Here is a 16,027-nt window from a genome sequence, read left to right on the forward strand (position 1 = left end):
TTTCCGGAGAACAGGCCCGCACCCTCGCCCTCAGAGTCAGCCGACCAGAGCCGGGCAACCCATTCAAGCCTGAGTCAGCCTTTTAGGCCCAGAACATCCTGCATATCATACAAACCGGGCGCCTTACCCTTCAGCCACAACGCCGCCCGCATGGCGCCTTTGGCAAACGTCATCCGGCTGCTGGCCTTGTGGGTAATTTCTATGCGTTCGCCCTCGGTGGCGAACAGAACCGTATGGTCACCCACCACATCGCCGGCGCGGATGGTTTCGAAACCGATTTCCTTTCGGGTGCGCTCGCCAGTGAAGCCTTCGCGGCCATAAACCGCGCATTCTTTGAGATCACGACCCAGGGCGTCGGCGACCACTTCACCCATGCGCAGGGCGGTACCGGAAGGCGCGTCTTTTTTGTGCCGATGATGGGCCTCGATGATCTCGACATCGTAGTCGTCACCCAGGGTCGCCGCGGCCGTGCGCAACAGATTGAGAGCAACATTAACGCCCACACTCATGTTGGGCGCGAAAACCACCGGAGCATTTTCCGCCGCCAGGGCCAGCTGCTCTTTCTCCGCGTCGGTCAGGCCTGTAGTGCCGATAACAAGCATCTTGCCGTTGGCACTGCAGAACTTTGCGTTTTCCAGAGTGAGATCCGGAAAGGTAAAGTCCACCAGTACGTCGAAGTCATCTTTTACATCGTCCAGACCACCCGACATTTTAACGCCGGTCTTACCGATGCCCGTCATTTCGCCGGCATCAGCGCCGATCAGGCTGCTATCAGGCTCGACGATGGCAGCTCCCAGCTCGAGGCCTTCGGTACCGTCCACGGCCTCGATCAGAACCTTACCCATGCGCCCGGCGGCGCCGATAATTGCTACCCTCATCTGCGAAACCCTCAGAATTTCATTTCATCGAAGAAGCTTTTCACACCCTCAAACCACGAGGTTTTCTTGGGCGCGTGATGGGTGCCATTGCTGCCGTCCAGAGTTTTCTGGAACTCTTCCATCAGCTCTTTCTGGCGCTTGGTCAGGTTCACCGGCGTTTCCACCATCACCCGGCACAGCAAATCCCCCGCAGGACCGCCTCGCACAGGGCTAACCCCTTTGTTACGCAAGCGGAACAACTTGCCAGTCTGCGTTTCCGCCGGAATCTTGAGCTTCACCCGGCCATCGAGCGTGGGCACTTCCAGCTCGCCGCCCAGAGCCGCATCGACAATGCTAATGGGCACTTCGCAGTAGAGGTTTCGACCATCGCGGGTAAAAATGGAATGTTCACGAACCGCCACCTGAACATACAGGTCACCTGGCGGGCCTCCATCCACACCCATTTCACCCTCGCCGGATAGACGGATACGGTCGCCGGTGTCGACGCCAGGCGGCACTTTCACCGACAGGGTCTTCTCCTGGCGAACACGCCCTTGGCCGTGACAACTCTTGCATGGATTCTTGATGATCTGGCCAGATCCCCGGCAAGTGGGGCAGGCCTGCTGAACGGTGAAGAAGCCTTGCTGCATACGCACCTGCCCCATACCCTGACAGGTACCGCAGGTTTCAGGGCGGGAGCCCTTTTCAGCACCGCTACCATCGCAGGTTTCGCATTCTTTATGGCCAGGAATGCTGATCTTGACGCTTTTGCCCTTAACGGCTTCCTCAAGATCCAGTTCCAGGGTGTAGCGCAGGTCGGCGCCGCGCGTGCTGCGACCACGGCCGCCCCCCCCGAAGATATCGCCGAACACATCGCCGAAGATATCGGAGAAGCTTGCTCCACCACCGCCGAAGCCGCCTCCGGCCTGGCCATCAACACCAGCATGACCGTATTGATCATAAGCTGCGCGTTTGCTGGAATCCGCCAGAATTTCGTAGGCTTCGCTGGCCTCTTTGAATTTGTTCTCGGCGTCCGTATCGTCCGGGTTACGGTCCGGATGGTATTTCATCGCAAGCTTTCGATATGCCCGCTTAATTTCCTTCTCGTCCGCATCCCGGGAGATCCCGAGCACTTCGTAATAATCGCGCTTGGCCATGCTTCAAAACCCTGTGTTTATAACAAGGAAAACGCGAGCCAGGCCCGCGTTTTCCCAACGACTTGATGTAGCTGGAAATTACTTCTTGTCGTCGTCTTTGACTTCTTCGAACTCAGCGTCGACGGCGTCGTCAGACTGCTGACCCTGGGCGTCTTCCTGCCCACCGGCCTGCTGCGCCTGGTCCGCCTGATCGGCGTACATCTTCTGGGCCAGCTCGGAAGACACTTCCGTCAGCTTCTGAGTCTTGGCTTCGATGTCGTCTTTATCGGAACCTTCCAGAGCTTCTTCAAGCTCCTTGATAGACGCTTCGATGGACTCTTTCTCGCTGTCGCTGACCTTGTCACCGGCGTCTGTCAGGGTTTTGCGAACAGCGTGAACCATGGCGTCACCCTGGTTGCGAACCTGGACAAGCTCTTCGAACTTGCGATCTTCCTCGGCGTTGGCTTCGGCGTCCTGGACCATCTTCTCGATTTCGTCATCGTTCAGGCCAGAAGAGGCCTTGATTACGATGGACTGCTCTTTGCCGGTCGCCTTGTCCTTCGCAGAAACGTTCAGGATACCGTTGGCGTCAATGTCGAAGGTCACTTCAATCTGAGGCACACCGCGTGCTGCCGGCGGAATGTCGGCGAGATCAAAACGGCCCAAAGATTTGTTCTGAGCAGCCTGCTTACGCTCACCCTGAACCACGTGGATGGTCACAGCCGTCTGATTATCATCGGCGGTGGAGAACGTCTGCGACTTCTTGGTCGGGATCGTCGTGTTCTTGTCGATCAGCGGAGTCGCAACACCACCCATGGTTTCAATGCCCAGGGTCAGCGGGGTTACGTCCAGCAGCAGTACGTCTTTCACGTCACCAGACAGAACAGCCGCCTGGATTGCAGCACCCATCGCCACAGCTTCGTCCGGGTTAACGTCCTTGCGGGCTTCTTTGCCGAAGAACTCTTTCACTTTTTCCTGCACCAGCGGCATACGAGTCTGGCCACCGACCAGAATAACCTCATCGATCTCGCCTGCTTTCATGCCGGCGTCTTGCAGGGCAACTTTACATGGCTCGAGGCTGCGCTGAACCAGCCCTTCCACCAGAGACTCCAGCTTGGCGCGGGTCAGCTTCACGTTCATGTGCTTGGGACCAGACGCGTCTGCAGTGATGTACGGCAGGTTAACGTCAGTCTGCTGGCTGCTGGAAAGCTCAATCTTCGCTTTCTCACCGGCTTCCTTAAGACGCTGCATCGCCAGGGAGTCGCCACGCAGGTCGATGCCGCTGTCCTTTTTGAACTGGTCAGCCAGGAACTCAATGATTTTGAGGTCGAAGTCTTCACCACCCAGGAAGGTGTCACCGTTGGTGGCCAGAACCTCGAACTGGTGCTCACCATCTACATCGGCAATTTCGATGATGGACAGGTCAAAGGTACCACCGCCCAGGTCGTATACCGCCACGGTACGGTCGCCACTCTTCTTGTCCAGGCCGTAAGCCAGGGCAGCTGCGGTCGGCTCGTTGATGATCCGCTTCACTTCCAGACCGGCAATCTTGCCTGCGTCCTTGGTGGCCTGACGCTGGCTGTCGTTGAAGTAAGCCGGAACAGTGATGACGGCTTCGGTCACTTTCTCGCCAAGATAATCTTCGGCGGTCTTTTTCATCTTCTTGATGATTTCTGCAGACACCTGCGGGGGCGCCATCTTTTCGCCCTTCACTTCAACCCAGGCATCACCGTTGTCGGCCTTGGCAATCTTGTAGGGCACCATCTTGATGTCTTTCTGAACCACATCGTCTTCAAAACGGCGACCGATCAGACGCTTGATGGCGTACAGGGTGTTGTTCGGGTTGGTGACCGCCTGACGCTTGGCTGACTGGCCCACCAGAGTCTCGCCGTCATCTGTATAAGCGATGATGGAAGGCGTAGTGCGATCACCCTCTGCGTTTTCAATGACCTTGACCTTGTCGCCATCCATGATGGCCACACAGGAGTTGGTTGTTCCCAGGTCGATACCGATAATCTTGCTCATTGAATCACTCCAATTCTTCTGAATGCTGTCCCGGAGAATATCTGCCCCGGCATTTGCTGTTTAATCGCTATATTGGCGCTCTATTCGACTTTTCAAGCCTGCTCGTCGATTTTTGGCGCCTCATCGGCCTTGGCCACCACCACCATGGCGGGACGGACTACCCGGCCATTGAGCTGATACCCTTTTTGCACAACCGCCACCACACTGTTGGGCTCGGCATCCGGCGCCGGCACCATAGACATGGCCTCGTGGTGCTGGGGATCAAACGGCTCGCCCACCGGGTTCAGCTGCTCGACGTTGAACTTTTTCAGGCTGTTCATGAACAGGTTCAGGGTCATTTCCACACCCTCGCGGATGGAGCCAACCAATTCACCCGCATTCTCGTGGCCCTCAGTACTTTCAACAGCCTTTTCGAGGCTGTCGGCCACCGGCAACAGTTCCTTTACAAATTTTTCGAGTGCGAACTTATGGGCTTTCTCGACATCAATCTCGGCCCGACGGCGCACATTCTGCATTTCCGCCTGTGCGCGCAGAGCCTGTTCCTGGTGCTCCTGAAGCTTCTGCTGCAAAGCCTCCAGTTCCGAGCCACCTTCCGGCGCCGGGTCAGCGTTCTGGTCGCCTGCGGCCTGCTGTTCCGTTTCGGCTTCAGCGGCTTCGTTATGTTCCTCTACCTGTTCGTTGCGCTTATCGTCAGCACTCATGACAACTCCTGATAACGTTTTCACGGCCCCGGAGGCCGGCAGAAATAACCACCCCTGCTTACGCGAAAAGCAGGAAAGAATTGCTTTGCGAACGGATATGGGGCCCGGTTTCCGTGTTTCAACCTTGGCGCCCGCATTCTTTGATCTTTTCATCACCCGCGATTTGCAAACCCAAAAAAGGCTGTATATATTCACAGCCACTGTATGAATTACCAGTATTCGGATTGCAACGGGCTCAAGTACGAGCGGAGGTGTCGGTATGCTTACACAACTTACGGTATCCAACTACGCCATTGCGGAGCGTGTTGAGCTTCAGTTCAGCCGCGGCATGACAGCCCTGACCGGCGAAACCGGGGCCGGCAAGTCGATTGTGCTTGACGCTCTGGCGCTGGCCATGGGTGGCCGCGCCGATGCCGGGGCGGTTCGCCACGGCGCCAAACGTGCAGACATCACCGCCAGCTTTGATATTTCCCGCATCCCTGAAGCCCGGTCCTGGCTGGAGGATCATGACCTTGACGATAAAGATGACTGCATACTGCGCAGAACCATCAGCAAGGACGGCCGTTCAAAAGCGTTTATTAATGGCCAGCCGGGGCCACTGTCACAACTGAAAGAGCTGGGCGGGCTACTGATGGACATCCACAGCCAGCACCAGCATCAATCACTGCTACGCAAAGAAACCCACCGGAAACTGCTGGACGAGTTTGCCGGCGCCGGGACACTTGCCGAACAAACCCAGGCCGCCTGGAAATCCTGGCATCAGACCAGCCAGAAATTGCAGCAGCGCCAGCATAACGCCGACGAAGCCGAGGCCAGACTGCAACTGCTTCGGTATCAGGTTGAAGAACTGGACAGACTGGCACTGAACGAAGATGAACAAACCAGCCTGGAAGCCGAGCAAGCCAGCCTTAGCCAGGCCGACTCAATACGGCACAGCAGCCACCAGGCCGCCCTTCTGTGCACGGAAGACGAAACCTCGGCATCCGATCTTGTGCGCCAGGCGCTTCAGCAGCTTGAACAACTTCCGGTGGACATTCCGGCGCTGGCCGACACCATCCAGATGCTGAACGAAGCCCAGATTCAGATTTCAGAGGCCGGCGACAATCTTCGCCGGTTTGTGGATGATTACGAAGCCGACCCTGCCCGGCTGGCCGAAGTCGAAGATCGCCTCAGCGCGATTTATCAGATGGCCCGAAAACACCGGATAACACCGGAGGAGCTGCCGGAACTGCACCGGCGCCTGGGCCAGGAACTGGCCGAGCTGGACGGCGGAGAAGGCAGCCTGGAACAATTGGAAGCAGAGCTGGAGGAGCAGCGGGTACACTTTGACCGCCTGGCCAGCGAACTGACCGAAAAGCGGCAGAATGCCGCAGCCGAACTGGATCAACGCATTGCCGGGGAACTGGCACAACTGAGCATGCCGTCGGTACAGTTTGTCAGCCACCTGAGCAAAAACCGTGACAGCACGCCAGCGCCCCACGGCATGGAAGAAATCGAGTTTCTGGTCAGTGCCAACCCCGGCCAACCGGCCAGATCCCTGGCCCGGGTTGCGTCCGGCGGTGAACTGTCTCGCATCAGCCTTGCAATTCAGGTGGTTGTCGCACAAACCTCAACCACGCCAACCCTGGTCTTTGACGAAGTGGATGTCGGTATCGGCGGGGGCACGGCCGAGGTGGTCGGCCGCCTGCTGCGGTCTCTGGGCGACAACGGCCAGGTTCTGTGTGTAACGCATCTGCCACAGGTGGCCGCCCAATGTCATCAACATCTTTTTGTCAGTAAATCCATTGAAAAGGATGCAACCTACTCACGCATTGAACCGCTGGACGATCAGGGCCGGATTGGCGAGGTGGCCAGAATGCTGGGAGGTGTGGACATGACCGAGCAGACCATCGCCCACGCCCGTGAGATGTTCGTGAAGGGCCAGGCAACACATCACTAACCCCTCTCTGCCTTCGGAGAGCTATTGGGCCAGCGTTTCGCTGGCCCTTTTTTATTACTTGTCGGTCTTCAAGGGCTTTACGTACAGAATCAGGCTGTGATCGACAATCTCGTAGCCGTGTTCTGCCGCAATCTTCTGCTGCCGCTCCTCGATCACTTCGTCCACGAACTCAATGACTTCACCGGTCTGGGTGCAAACCATATGGTCGTGGTGATCATCACCGGCCATCTCGAAAACAGCGTGGCCGCCCTCGAAATTATGCCGAAGCACCAGCCCCGCCGCTTCGAACTGTGTGAGCACCCGGTAGACGGTGGCCAGCCCGACATCATCGCCCTGGTCCAGCAACTTCTTGTAAACGTCCTCGGCACTCAGGTGATGCTCTTTGGCATTCTCAAGGATGTTGAAAATCTTGACCCTCGGCAGGGTGACCTTCAGACCGACTTTTCGTAATTCGGCGTTTTCAGCTGACATGTTACCATTCGCTCTTTGGTGTGCTTGACGGCTTCCGGTATGATGAAGCCGCAATACAACGGATAACCCGTTAAACACCTGCTCCACGCAGGCGATTTCAAGATAGAGGATTTCCCCCGGCGATGCAAAAGCTCCCCGCTATCGTTCTTATTAGCATTTTATCCTTGTCCGGCTGCGCATTCCCGGGCGTTTACAAAATTAATGTTCAACAGGGCAATATCGTGACCGACGAAGAGCTCGATGCACTGTCTGAGGGAATGCCCCGAAGCCAGGTTCATGCCTTGCTGGGAACACCGCTGATGCTCAACCCGGTTGATCCATCCCGGGAGTACTACGTTTACACCTTCCAGCGCCGCGGCAAAGACATTGAGGAGCAGCGCATCATCGTTTATTACGAAGACGGCCAGATGAGCCACTATGAAGCCCAACTGATGGACGAAACGCCCGCCTACTGACGGCTCAGCTTTTCTTTTTCGCCCGGTTCAGACGCGCCTGTTTGGGATCAATCTTGAGCGGGCGATAAAGCTCCACCCGATCCCCTTCGCGCAGGACATGATCGTCCGGCTTTTTAATCACCTTGCCGAACACCCCCATATCGACCGTCTCAAGATCGATCTCCGGAAAGATGTCAGTGATTCCGGAAAGCTTTACTGCCTCCAGCGCAGTGGAGCCAGGCGGCACAACCAGCGGTACGATTTGTTGTTTGTCCGGACGGGCATACGCTACTTCAACTTCCATTACCCCAACCCTCCCAGGTAAACCTGGTCTGCACGTTTGCAGAAAGCGTCGACCATGGTGTTGGCTGCCTGATTGAACACCGGGCCAAAGGTCATTCGCGACAGCGAGCCGGAAAACTCGAATTCCAGGGTGAGTATAACCTTGCAGGCATTGTCATCCAGCGCCCGAAAGTGCCAGCGGCCGGTCAGGTTTCTGAAGGGGCCGTCCACCAGTTTCATCTCGATGCTGTCTGGCAGCAGCAACTGGTTACGAGTGGTCAACCGGTGGCGAACACCGCCCTTGGCAATATCCAGCGATGCCATGATTTCGGCATCATTCCGCTCATGAACTTCCGCCCCGGCACACCAGGGCAGGAACTCGGGGTAACGGGCGATATCGTTGACCAGATGAAACATACGCTCCGCTGAGTGCATCACCAACGCGGTCTTGTCGATCTGATGTGCCATGTAAACCGGATTTCCTGCATTTTAATATCATTACAGCCCTGCCGGACCAATCAGACGCTATGATAAAGGATATCACCCTCTTTGGGGGGCTTTTCCTCTGGCTCGCCTTGCGGGCGCTGCTCTTGCTCTGCGGACTCTGACGAAGAGTTCGGCGCTGCACTCGCCGGCGCAATCTCTTTGCGCTCCCTTGCTGCCGGCGCTACCTCAGCTGTTTCCGGCTGCTCGCACCAGATTGCGGCACTGCCGTTCTCACACAGATTATTCAAAGAAAAAAAAGTGTACTGAAGGCCAATCCAACCGGCCACCACGGGTAACACCAGCCGCATTACCCAGAACCAGATTCCACGGAAAAGCGCCGGCGCCCGGCCGAGAATGGTGGCAGCAAGCCGGCGGGTAATGCACCAGCCGGCAAAGGTTGCGATCAGAACCGCAACGGCCGGTATCACAATCCCGCCAGCAACCAGCTCGAGCCACCGAAATACGGTGGCACCGGCCAGACGATAATCCGCCCAGACATTGAAAGAGAATAACGAGGCGAGCCCTGCGAACCACACGCCCACACCGACCACCACTGCCGACCAGCCCCGGGGCGCCCCTGTCCACTCCCGAAACCAGCTCACGACCGGCTCCAGCAGAGCGAGCGCAGTTGCCCAAACAATCAGGGTAACCAGCAGAAATACCGCGGCAATCACCACCTGACTGCACGGCAACCCGGCCAACGCGACCGGCAAGGACACAAACAACAGGCTGAAGCCACGCTCCCCCTCAAAGCTACCGCCCTCAACCGCCACGGAAAACATCATCAGGCCCGCCACGATGCCCACCAACGTATCCATCAACACAACAGCCAGAATGGAGCGCTTGAGCCGGGTATGGCGGGTAGCATAGGCACCGAAAACCGCCCAAACCCCCATGCCCAGACCCAGCGTGTAAAAGGCATGAAAAAACGCCGCTTTGAGACTGTCAGCGGACACCTGCTCCGGCCGCATGGCCAGCACCTGATCAATGCCCGGCTGCACATTGCCCCGCACCGCGGTGAGCGCAAACAGCAGCATCAGCAAAAACAGGGTACAGGGCACCACCAGCCGCATCGACCGCTCCAGCCCCCGTAGCACCCCCCGGGCGGACACCGCAACCACGAGCACCAGAAAAAATACGTGCCACGCCATGAACTGCCGGTAATTTCCTGAGTCTGATACCAACCCGGCCAGTACGCTTGTGGCGGAACCAGTCGACGCGCCGGAGAAACGATCGGCAGCGCCAAAAAAGAGGTAGGCCAGTACAATCGCGCCAAACACCGCCGTAAACGACAGCACCGCGAAGGCCGCGAAAACACTCAGCGGGCCCGCCAGTCGCCAGAGGGGCGAGCACCCCGCATTTTTAACCATGCCATCCATTGCCAACACGATGCCGTGCCTCGAATGCCTCCCCAGGGCCGCTTCTGTCACCATCAGCGGCAAAGTAACGAGCAGCAGGCAGGCGAGATACAGCAGAACGAACAGTCCGCCGCCGTGAATACTGGCCAGGTACGGGAACTGCCACAGATTCGCCAGGCCCACCGTAGCGCCAACGGCGGCCCAGAAGAACGTGGATTTTCGGGTGAACGACCCAATCGCGGTCTCGTACTTGCTCAGCATTCATACCTCGGCCAGTAAAGAGCGCAACATTGTAGCCGAAGCCTGAGGCCGGTAACGACACAAAACCAGGGGGTAACGGCGAATCCGTGACCCTTCTTGCACTCCTGCGCTACAATGCCCGCTTTGCTGGCACCTTGAAGAGACCAGCCCAGTCATTCTTCCGATCCCGGACAGGATTCATGAGCAAGAAGAAAGCAAGCGCACCAACCAGCAACACCATCGCCCTGAACAAGAAGGCGAAACACGAGTATCACATCGAAGAACGCTTCGAGGCCGGCCTGGCCCTGCTCGGCTGGGAAGTTAAATCACTGCGCGCGGGCAAGGCGCAACTGGTGGATTCTTATGTGCTGCTGAAAGACGGCGAAGCGTGGTTGCTGGGCTCACACATCACACCACTGAACACCGCGTCTACGCACGTGATTGCAGACCCCACCCGCACCCGAAAACTACTGCTTCACGCCAAAGAGATTGCAAAAATCGTGGGCAAGGTGAATCAGGCCGGCAACACCTGCATCCCCCTTGCGCTCTACTGGAAAAAGAACAAGGTTAAGTGCGAGATTGCTCTGGTAAAAGGCAAGAAACTGTTCGACAAACGCGCGACCGAGAAAGAGCGCGACTGGAACCGCCAGAAACAGCGCATCCTGCGTGAGGCCAACACCTGACCCGGGCATTGTGTCGCAAGCCCATCCTCTTTGCTGATCAGAAAAAGCCTCCTATACTTTGAAGTCTTTCACCGGCTGGCTTCCAAGGCAGTACCAGGCGGCCCGGACTCTGGTTCATGGCATAGGAGGGCTTATGACACCTAAACGGACGGCCATGTCGTCGGTCGATCGCTCCTGGTTACGTATGGACACCACGGAAAATCCCATGGTGATTTCCACGGTCCTGGTTTTCGAACAGCCCATCCCCCTGAAACGACTGAAACGAACCCTTGAAGAGCGCTTTCTGAAATTCCGCCGCTTTCGCCAGCGGGTAATCGACAAAGGGGATAGCGTTTTCTGGGAAGATGACCCCCTGTTCGACCTGGACAACCACCTTCACAGCATCGCGTTACCGGGCAATGGCGACAAGGGCGAACTGCAGGCTCTGGCCAGCGATCTCAACAGTACGGCTCTGGATTATCGCCGGCCTCTCTGGCAAATCCACTACATCGACAACTACAAGGGCGGCTGCGCTCTGCTCATTCGCATTCACCACTGCATAGCTGACGGCATTTCGCTTGTGCGAGTCATGCTGTCGCTGACCGATCGCACCGCCGAACCCAGGCTTGAACGCGTAACCCACCCGGCAACCAGCGCGAAGCGTCAACGCACGCGAACAGGCCGCTTTCTGCACCGGATGGTCGATAGCACCCAGGCTGCCTGGGAGCAGGCCGGCCTGTTTGTAGACTCCATCCGCAAAGAACCGGACTACCCCGTTAAACTTGCCACCACCGCCGCCGGGATTGTCATCGACCTGGCAAAACTGGGGCTTGCCCCGTTCGAACCCAAAACCAGCCTGAAAAGCACCTTAGTTGGCCGCAAACGCGTCGCCTGGGCCGAACCCATTGAACTTGAGGCGGTCAAACAATGCGCCAGGGCCCTTGGCGGCACGGTTAACGACGTTCTGCTGTGCGCGGCCACCGGCGCCCTGAGCCGGCATTTCACCGAACACGACCAGGCAATCCCGGATTGCGGAATCCGCGTGGCAGTGCCCTTCAACCTGCGGCCGCTGGACCAACCCATCGAAACCCTGGGCAATCAGTTCGGCCTGGTACTGGTTTGCCTGCCGGTGGAGGTAACAGACCCGGTCATGTGCTTCCATCAGGTTCAGGAGAACATGAACCGGCTCAAACGCTCCTACCAGGCCCAGGTAACCTACAGCCTGCTGGACCTGTTCGGCCGCGGCCCCGATATACTCGAAAGGCGTGCCCTCGCCCTGCTCAGCAACAAGGCGTCCGCCGTACTGACCAACGTCCCAGGTCCTCGCCATGCCGTCTACCTCGCAGGCAGCAAGCTCGTTCAGCCGATGTTCTGGGTGCCGCAAAGCGGGAACATCGGCATTGGCATGAGCATTTTCAGCTACGCCGGCACCGTGCAGTTTGGCATCACCGTAGACAAAGGCATCCAGGCGGAGCCAGCTGCTGTAATGGACTACTTCCACGACAGCTTCTGGCAACTGTACCGGGCGGCCATGGCACAAGCGGACGTAAACGCGCTTCGCCACGCATCGTAGCGGGCTATGAAGCCTCATACGCTTAAATAGTAGGGCTGTTTTGAAAAGAACCCTTGAAGTCCGGCAATCCGGACACATATACTGAACTAACAAGGGGACGACATGGCTTCGACGCTGGTGACGAACCCTTGGGTGCATGCCGAGATGGCAGCCAATCTCGTTAATCCAAAGCTGCAACGCAATAGTCGCAAACGACGAAAACTACGCACTAGCAGCGTAAGCTGCTAGTCGTCCTGGCTGAGGCGCCTATAACTCAGTAGCAACATCCCAGGACGTCATCGCTTATAGGATGCTCCGTTCATCAGAGCTCACTGGTGTTCGGCTAAGATCAAAGAGCTCGCCTCTTGCACCCTGACCTTCGGGTCGCTAGAGGTTAAATCAATAGAAGGACACTAAGCATGTAGACCTCAAGGCCTAGTGCTGGCGGACGCGGGTTCAATTCCCGCCGTCTCCACCACCTTGCAGAAAAAAGCCCCTGATTTCAGGGGCTTTTTTCGTTTAAATGTGAACACACCAAAATGAAGCACTCAGACGATCCCGGAAGCCTGACCGAGTTGGTGGCGCGAATCCGGGACTATTCCCGCCAACAGGAGCGGGTCTCGATCGGGGATCTGATGTCGGCCGTGGGCGAGCGCTCCTTTGGGCCGTTGGTGCTGATGGCCGGCATTATCGTCGTGGCGCCGCTCATCGGCGACATCCCGGGCGTGCCCACGCTGCTGGGGCTTCTGGTTCTTCTCACGCTGGGCCAGCTGCTTTGCCAAAGAGCATCCATCTGGGTGCCCGCCCGGCTGGCACAACGCCATGTTGCCAGGCAAAAACTTCTCAAAGGGCTGGAGTGGGCAGATAAACCCGCAGCGTTCATCGACCGCTGGACCAAACCGCGCCTGCCCTGGCTGGTGTCCGGCGCTGGCCAGTATCTCATGGCACTGCTCTGCATGGCGGTCGCGGCCGCCATGCCGGTGATGGAACTTATTCCCTTCAGCGCCAACGGCGGGGGCTTGGCTTTGATGGCCTTTGGTTTGTCTATTGTGGCCCGGGACGGCCTGCTGGCGTTGGTCGCCATCGCCGCCACCACCGGCACCACCTGGTTTGTGCTTACCAACCTGCCCTGGTGAACCGCCCGACACACACCTGTCACCATTTGATACAAAGCGGGTAACGAACAGTCTGCAACAAAACTGCTACCATTAAGTAATACTCTTCTGCCTGCCGAAGCACTGTGCTTTGGTCTTCAACGCACCTATGAACATTGCGAGTTCCGCTGCACAGCAGCGCTCTTGTTTGCAAGGATCGGTTTATGTCCAGCAAAGCGAAACAGTCCCAGAAACTTTTGCTGTTCAGCCTGTTCGGCTCTCGGCTATTTGGCATTGGCACGCTGAAAATACGGGAAATATTGCCTTTCCAGCGCCTGACCAAGCTGCCCCATAGCCACCACGCGGTGATTGGCACTGCGACCTTCCGGGGTTCCGCCGTGCCGGTCATCGATATGGCCGCGGCCGTGGGTTATCCGGCCCTCACCAAAGAGGAGCAGGACAAGGCGTCTATCATCGTGACCGACATCCAGCGGCAGGAAATCGGCTTTCTGGTGCGGAGTGTCCAGCAAATTATCGAAACCGACTGGAAAAGCGTGATGCCCCCGCCCAAAGCACTGGGCACCAATGCGTTCATCACCGGCCTGCTGGATGTGGAAGGCGATATCATCCAACTGCTGGATGTGGAATTACTGCTGGCCAAGGTCTATCCGGAATCGCTCGACACCCAGGATGTAGTGCTCTCGGATGTTCAGAGTGAAACCCTCAAGTCTCTGAACATTCTGCTGGTGGACGACTCTCAGGTTGCCCGCAAGCAATTGTCCGATGCGCTGGACAGCAAAGGCATCAGCTACCACGTTACCAGCAACGGCGACGAGGCCTTGCAGGTGTTACTGAAAGAGCACGAGTTGGGGCATCCGATCGAGATACTGGTGAGCGATATCGAGATGCCAGGCCTGGACGGTTACGAACTGGCATTCAATGTGCGGGATAACTCGTCGCTCAGGCAACCCTACATTATTCTGCACACGTCACTGAACAGTGAAATGAGCCTGAGCTATGCCAATCAGGTCGGGGCCAATGAGGCCCTGACCAAGTTTGATGCTGATGAGCTGCTGCAGGCTATGCTGCGAGGCGCCGCCGAAGTCGGCTAGAGCCTGCAGGTCAGTTCCGCCAACTGCTCGTCAAAGACCCGACGGTTTTCGCGGTAATCCACCGGCACTTCCACCAGATGAACACCGCCCTCCAAGAGGGCGCTTTCCAGGGTTGGCTTCAAGTCTTCCGTCTGGGTAATACGGTGCCCCCGGGCACCGTACGATTGGGCGTAGGTGACAAAGTCCGGATTGCGGTAATCCAGACCGAAATCGGCAAAGCCTTCCTGGCCCTGCTTCCACTTGATCATGCCGTAGCCGTTGTCGTTGATAATCAGCACAACCAGATTGAGCTGCAGGCGCACGGCGGTTTCCAGTTCCTGGCTGTTCATCATGAAGCCGCCGTCACCACACACCGCCATGACTTTCAATTCCGGGTACAGCATCGAAGCCATCATGCCGCTGGGCAGGCCGGCGCCCATGGAGGCCAGCGCATTGTCCAGCAACACCGTGTTGTTGTCGTAGGCCGGATAATTGCGGGCAAACCAGAGTTTGTACATCCCGTTGTCGAGGGCAATGATGCCGTCGTCCGGCATTACCTGGCGGACATCGTGAACGATCCTCTGCGGAATCACGGGAAACCGGCCGTCTTCCGCCCGTTCCTGCACGTGGGCGTCCACCGCCTGCTTTACCTCCATCAAACGGGTGAAGTCATGGTTGGCGCACTGGCCACAGTGCTCGGCCAGGTATTCCACGCTGTTGGCGATGTCGCCGACAACTTCGTGCTGGGGAAAATACACCGGGTCGACATCGGCGCCACTGAAATTCACATGGATGACTTTCTTGCCACCCGGAGTCATAAAGAACGGCGGTTTTTCGACCACATCGTGGCCAACGTTAATAATAAGATCTGCCCGATCAATGGCACAGTGCACAAAGTCCCCGGCAGACAGGGCAGCGTTGCCCATGTACCCGGGGTGACGCTCGTCGATCACGCCTTTGCCCATCTGGGTGGTAAAGAAGGGAATGCCGGTTACATCCACCAGGTGCAGCAGAGCCTTGGACACCCGCTTGCGATTGGCCCCTGCACCAATCATGATCAACGGGTGATGGGCCCGGCGCAGCATATCGCACGCCATTTCCAGGCTTTTCTCGCTGGCAGTCGGGCGCCGGGCGTCACTGGGGTTGAAGATGTGGGTGCCAGGCTCAGCGGCCTCTTCGGCGATGTCTTCAGGCAACTCCAGATGCACTGCGCCGGGGCGCTCCTCAGACGCCAGCCTGATCGCCTCCCGCACTTTGGCCGGGATGGTATTGGCATTGCTGATTTGCCGGGTGTACTTGGTTAAAGGCCGCATCAGATCCACCACATCCAGAATCTGAAACAGACCCTGCTTGGAGGATTTAATCGGTTTCTGCCCCGAAATCATCAGCATGGGCATACCACCAAGCTGAGCGTAGGCGGCCGCAGTGACCAGATTGGTCGCACCCGGGCCAAGCGTTGACAGGCACACCCCCACCTGCCCGGTCAGACGACCGTAGGTGGCGGCCATGAAGCCCGCGGCCTGCTCGTGGCGGTTCAGCACCAGTTTGATGCTGGAGGTTCTGAGCGCCTCCAGAAAGGCCAGGTTTTCCTCGCCTGGCACAGCGAAGATGTAACGGACTCCTTCATTTTCCAGCGCCCGGATAAACAGCTCGGCCCCATTACGGGCAGGATTTTGCTCGTTGGCCATGGACTTCCTCT

General features: G+C 57.6%; 15 protein-coding genes and 1 other RNA gene. 7 read left to right on the forward strand and 9 right to left on the reverse strand.

Annotated features, from left to right (window positions below; all coding sequences use genetic code 11):
- Positions 1-74: 74 nt before the first annotated feature.
- The 4 genes from dapB to grpE form a co-directional block, all read right to left on the reverse strand.
- Positions 75-878 carry a 4-hydroxy-tetrahydrodipicolinate reductase gene (gene dapB, locus ACP2AU_RS14855; RefSeq protein ID WP_426377000.1) on the reverse strand — a complete coding sequence of 268 codons (804 nt, stop codon included), beginning with the start codon at positions 876-878 and terminating at the stop codon, positions 75-77.
- Positions 879-889: 11 nt separating this feature from the next.
- Positions 890-2,014, reverse strand: a complete 1,125-nt coding sequence (dnaJ, locus tag ACP2AU_RS14860) for a molecular chaperone DnaJ (RefSeq protein WP_426377001.1) — start codon at positions 2,012-2,014, stop codon at positions 890-892.
- A 78-nt stretch (positions 2,015-2,092) separates the two neighbouring features.
- A complete protein-coding gene (gene dnaK, locus ACP2AU_RS14865) occupies positions 2,093-4,018 on the reverse strand; it encodes a molecular chaperone DnaK (RefSeq protein WP_426377002.1) in 1,926 nt (641 codons plus the stop codon).
- A gap of 92 nt (positions 4,019-4,110) precedes the next feature.
- Positions 4,111-4,719 carry a nucleotide exchange factor GrpE gene (gene grpE / locus ACP2AU_RS14870; RefSeq protein WP_426377003.1) on the reverse strand — a complete coding sequence of 203 codons (609 nt, stop codon included), beginning with the start codon at positions 4,717-4,719 and terminating at the stop codon, positions 4,111-4,113.
- A 259-nt stretch (positions 4,720-4,978) separates the two neighbouring features.
- On the opposite strand from grpE, the gene recN reads away from it, so the two are divergent.
- Positions 4,979-6,658 carry a DNA repair protein RecN gene (recN, locus tag ACP2AU_RS14875; RefSeq protein ID WP_426377004.1) on the forward strand — a complete coding sequence of 560 codons (1,680 nt, stop codon included), beginning with the start codon at positions 4,979-4,981 and terminating at the stop codon, positions 6,656-6,658.
- A gap of 54 nt (positions 6,659-6,712) precedes the next feature.
- Here the strand turns inward: recN and fur are convergent, their stop codons facing one another.
- Complete coding sequence (fur, locus tag ACP2AU_RS14880) at positions 6,713-7,129, reverse strand: ferric iron uptake transcriptional regulator (RefSeq protein WP_426377005.1); 417 nt, start codon at positions 7,127-7,129, stop codon at positions 6,713-6,715.
- Between the two features lie 122 nt (positions 7,130-7,251).
- Between fur and ACP2AU_RS14885 the strand changes: the two genes are divergently transcribed.
- A complete protein-coding gene (locus ACP2AU_RS14885; protein ID WP_426377006.1) occupies positions 7,252-7,584 on the forward strand; it encodes an outer membrane protein assembly factor BamE in 333 nt (110 codons plus the stop codon).
- Between the two features lie 4 nt (positions 7,585-7,588).
- Here ACP2AU_RS14885 and ACP2AU_RS14890 read toward each other — a convergent pair whose 3' ends face one another.
- From ACP2AU_RS14890 to ACP2AU_RS14900, 3 genes are read right to left on the reverse strand one after another with little or no spacing between them, the layout of a single operon-like run.
- Complete coding sequence (locus ACP2AU_RS14890; RefSeq protein WP_426377007.1) at positions 7,589-7,867, reverse strand: RnfH family protein; 279 nt, start codon at positions 7,865-7,867, stop codon at positions 7,589-7,591.
- Positions 7,867-8,313 carry a type II toxin-antitoxin system RatA family toxin gene (locus ACP2AU_RS14895; RefSeq protein ID WP_426377008.1) on the reverse strand — a complete coding sequence of 149 codons (447 nt, stop codon included), beginning with the start codon at positions 8,311-8,313 and terminating at the stop codon, positions 7,867-7,869. The genes ACP2AU_RS14890 and ACP2AU_RS14895 overlap by 1 nt, the downstream gene beginning before the upstream one ends.
- A 50-nt stretch (positions 8,314-8,363) precedes the next feature.
- Entirely contained in the window at positions 8,364-9,950 is a 1,587-nt protein-coding gene (locus ACP2AU_RS14900) for a sodium-dependent transporter (RefSeq protein WP_426377009.1), read from the reverse strand.
- Positions 9,951-10,129: 179 nt separating this feature from the next.
- Between ACP2AU_RS14900 and smpB the strand changes: the two genes are divergently transcribed.
- The 5 genes from smpB to ACP2AU_RS14925 all read left to right on the forward strand — a co-directional run bounded on the left by smpB (position 10,130) and on the right by ACP2AU_RS14925 (position 14,349).
- The gene (smpB, locus tag ACP2AU_RS14905) at positions 10,130-10,612 is read left to right on the forward strand and encodes an SsrA-binding protein SmpB (RefSeq protein ID WP_426377010.1); all 483 of its coding nucleotides are present in this window, start codon (positions 10,130-10,132) and stop codon (positions 10,610-10,612) included.
- A 133-nt stretch (positions 10,613-10,745) separates the two neighbouring features.
- Positions 10,746-12,164 (forward strand): wax ester/triacylglycerol synthase family O-acyltransferase, encoded by a 1,419-nt coding sequence (locus tag ACP2AU_RS14910; RefSeq protein ID WP_426377011.1) that lies wholly within the window; start codon positions 10,746-10,748, stop codon positions 12,162-12,164.
- A 93-nt stretch (positions 12,165-12,257) separates the two neighbouring features.
- Positions 12,258-12,621: a transfer-messenger RNA gene (gene ssrA, locus ACP2AU_RS14915) on the forward strand.
- A gap of 61 nt (positions 12,622-12,682) precedes the next feature.
- Positions 12,683-13,279 carry an exopolysaccharide biosynthesis protein gene (locus ACP2AU_RS14920; protein ID WP_426377012.1) on the forward strand — a complete coding sequence of 199 codons (597 nt, stop codon included), beginning with the start codon at positions 12,683-12,685 and terminating at the stop codon, positions 13,277-13,279.
- 182 nt (positions 13,280-13,461) lie between these two features.
- On the forward strand, positions 13,462-14,349 hold the full coding sequence (locus ACP2AU_RS14925; protein ID WP_426377013.1) for a chemotaxis protein: 888 nt from the start codon (positions 13,462-13,464) through the stop codon (positions 14,347-14,349).
- On the opposite strand, the gene ACP2AU_RS14930 is transcribed toward ACP2AU_RS14925, so the two are convergent.
- On the reverse strand, positions 14,346-16,016 hold the full coding sequence (locus ACP2AU_RS14930) for an acetolactate synthase large subunit (protein WP_426377014.1): 1,671 nt from the start codon (positions 16,014-16,016) through the stop codon (positions 14,346-14,348). The two genes, ACP2AU_RS14925 and ACP2AU_RS14930, sit on opposite strands and share 4 nt — an antisense overlap.
- Between the last annotated feature and the right edge of the window lie 11 nt (positions 16,017-16,027).

The sequence above is a fragment of the Marinobacter sp. VGCF2001 genome (assembly GCF_049943275.1).
In the GTDB taxonomy this organism is placed as follows: Bacteria; Pseudomonadota; Gammaproteobacteria; order Pseudomonadales; family Oleiphilaceae; genus Marinobacter.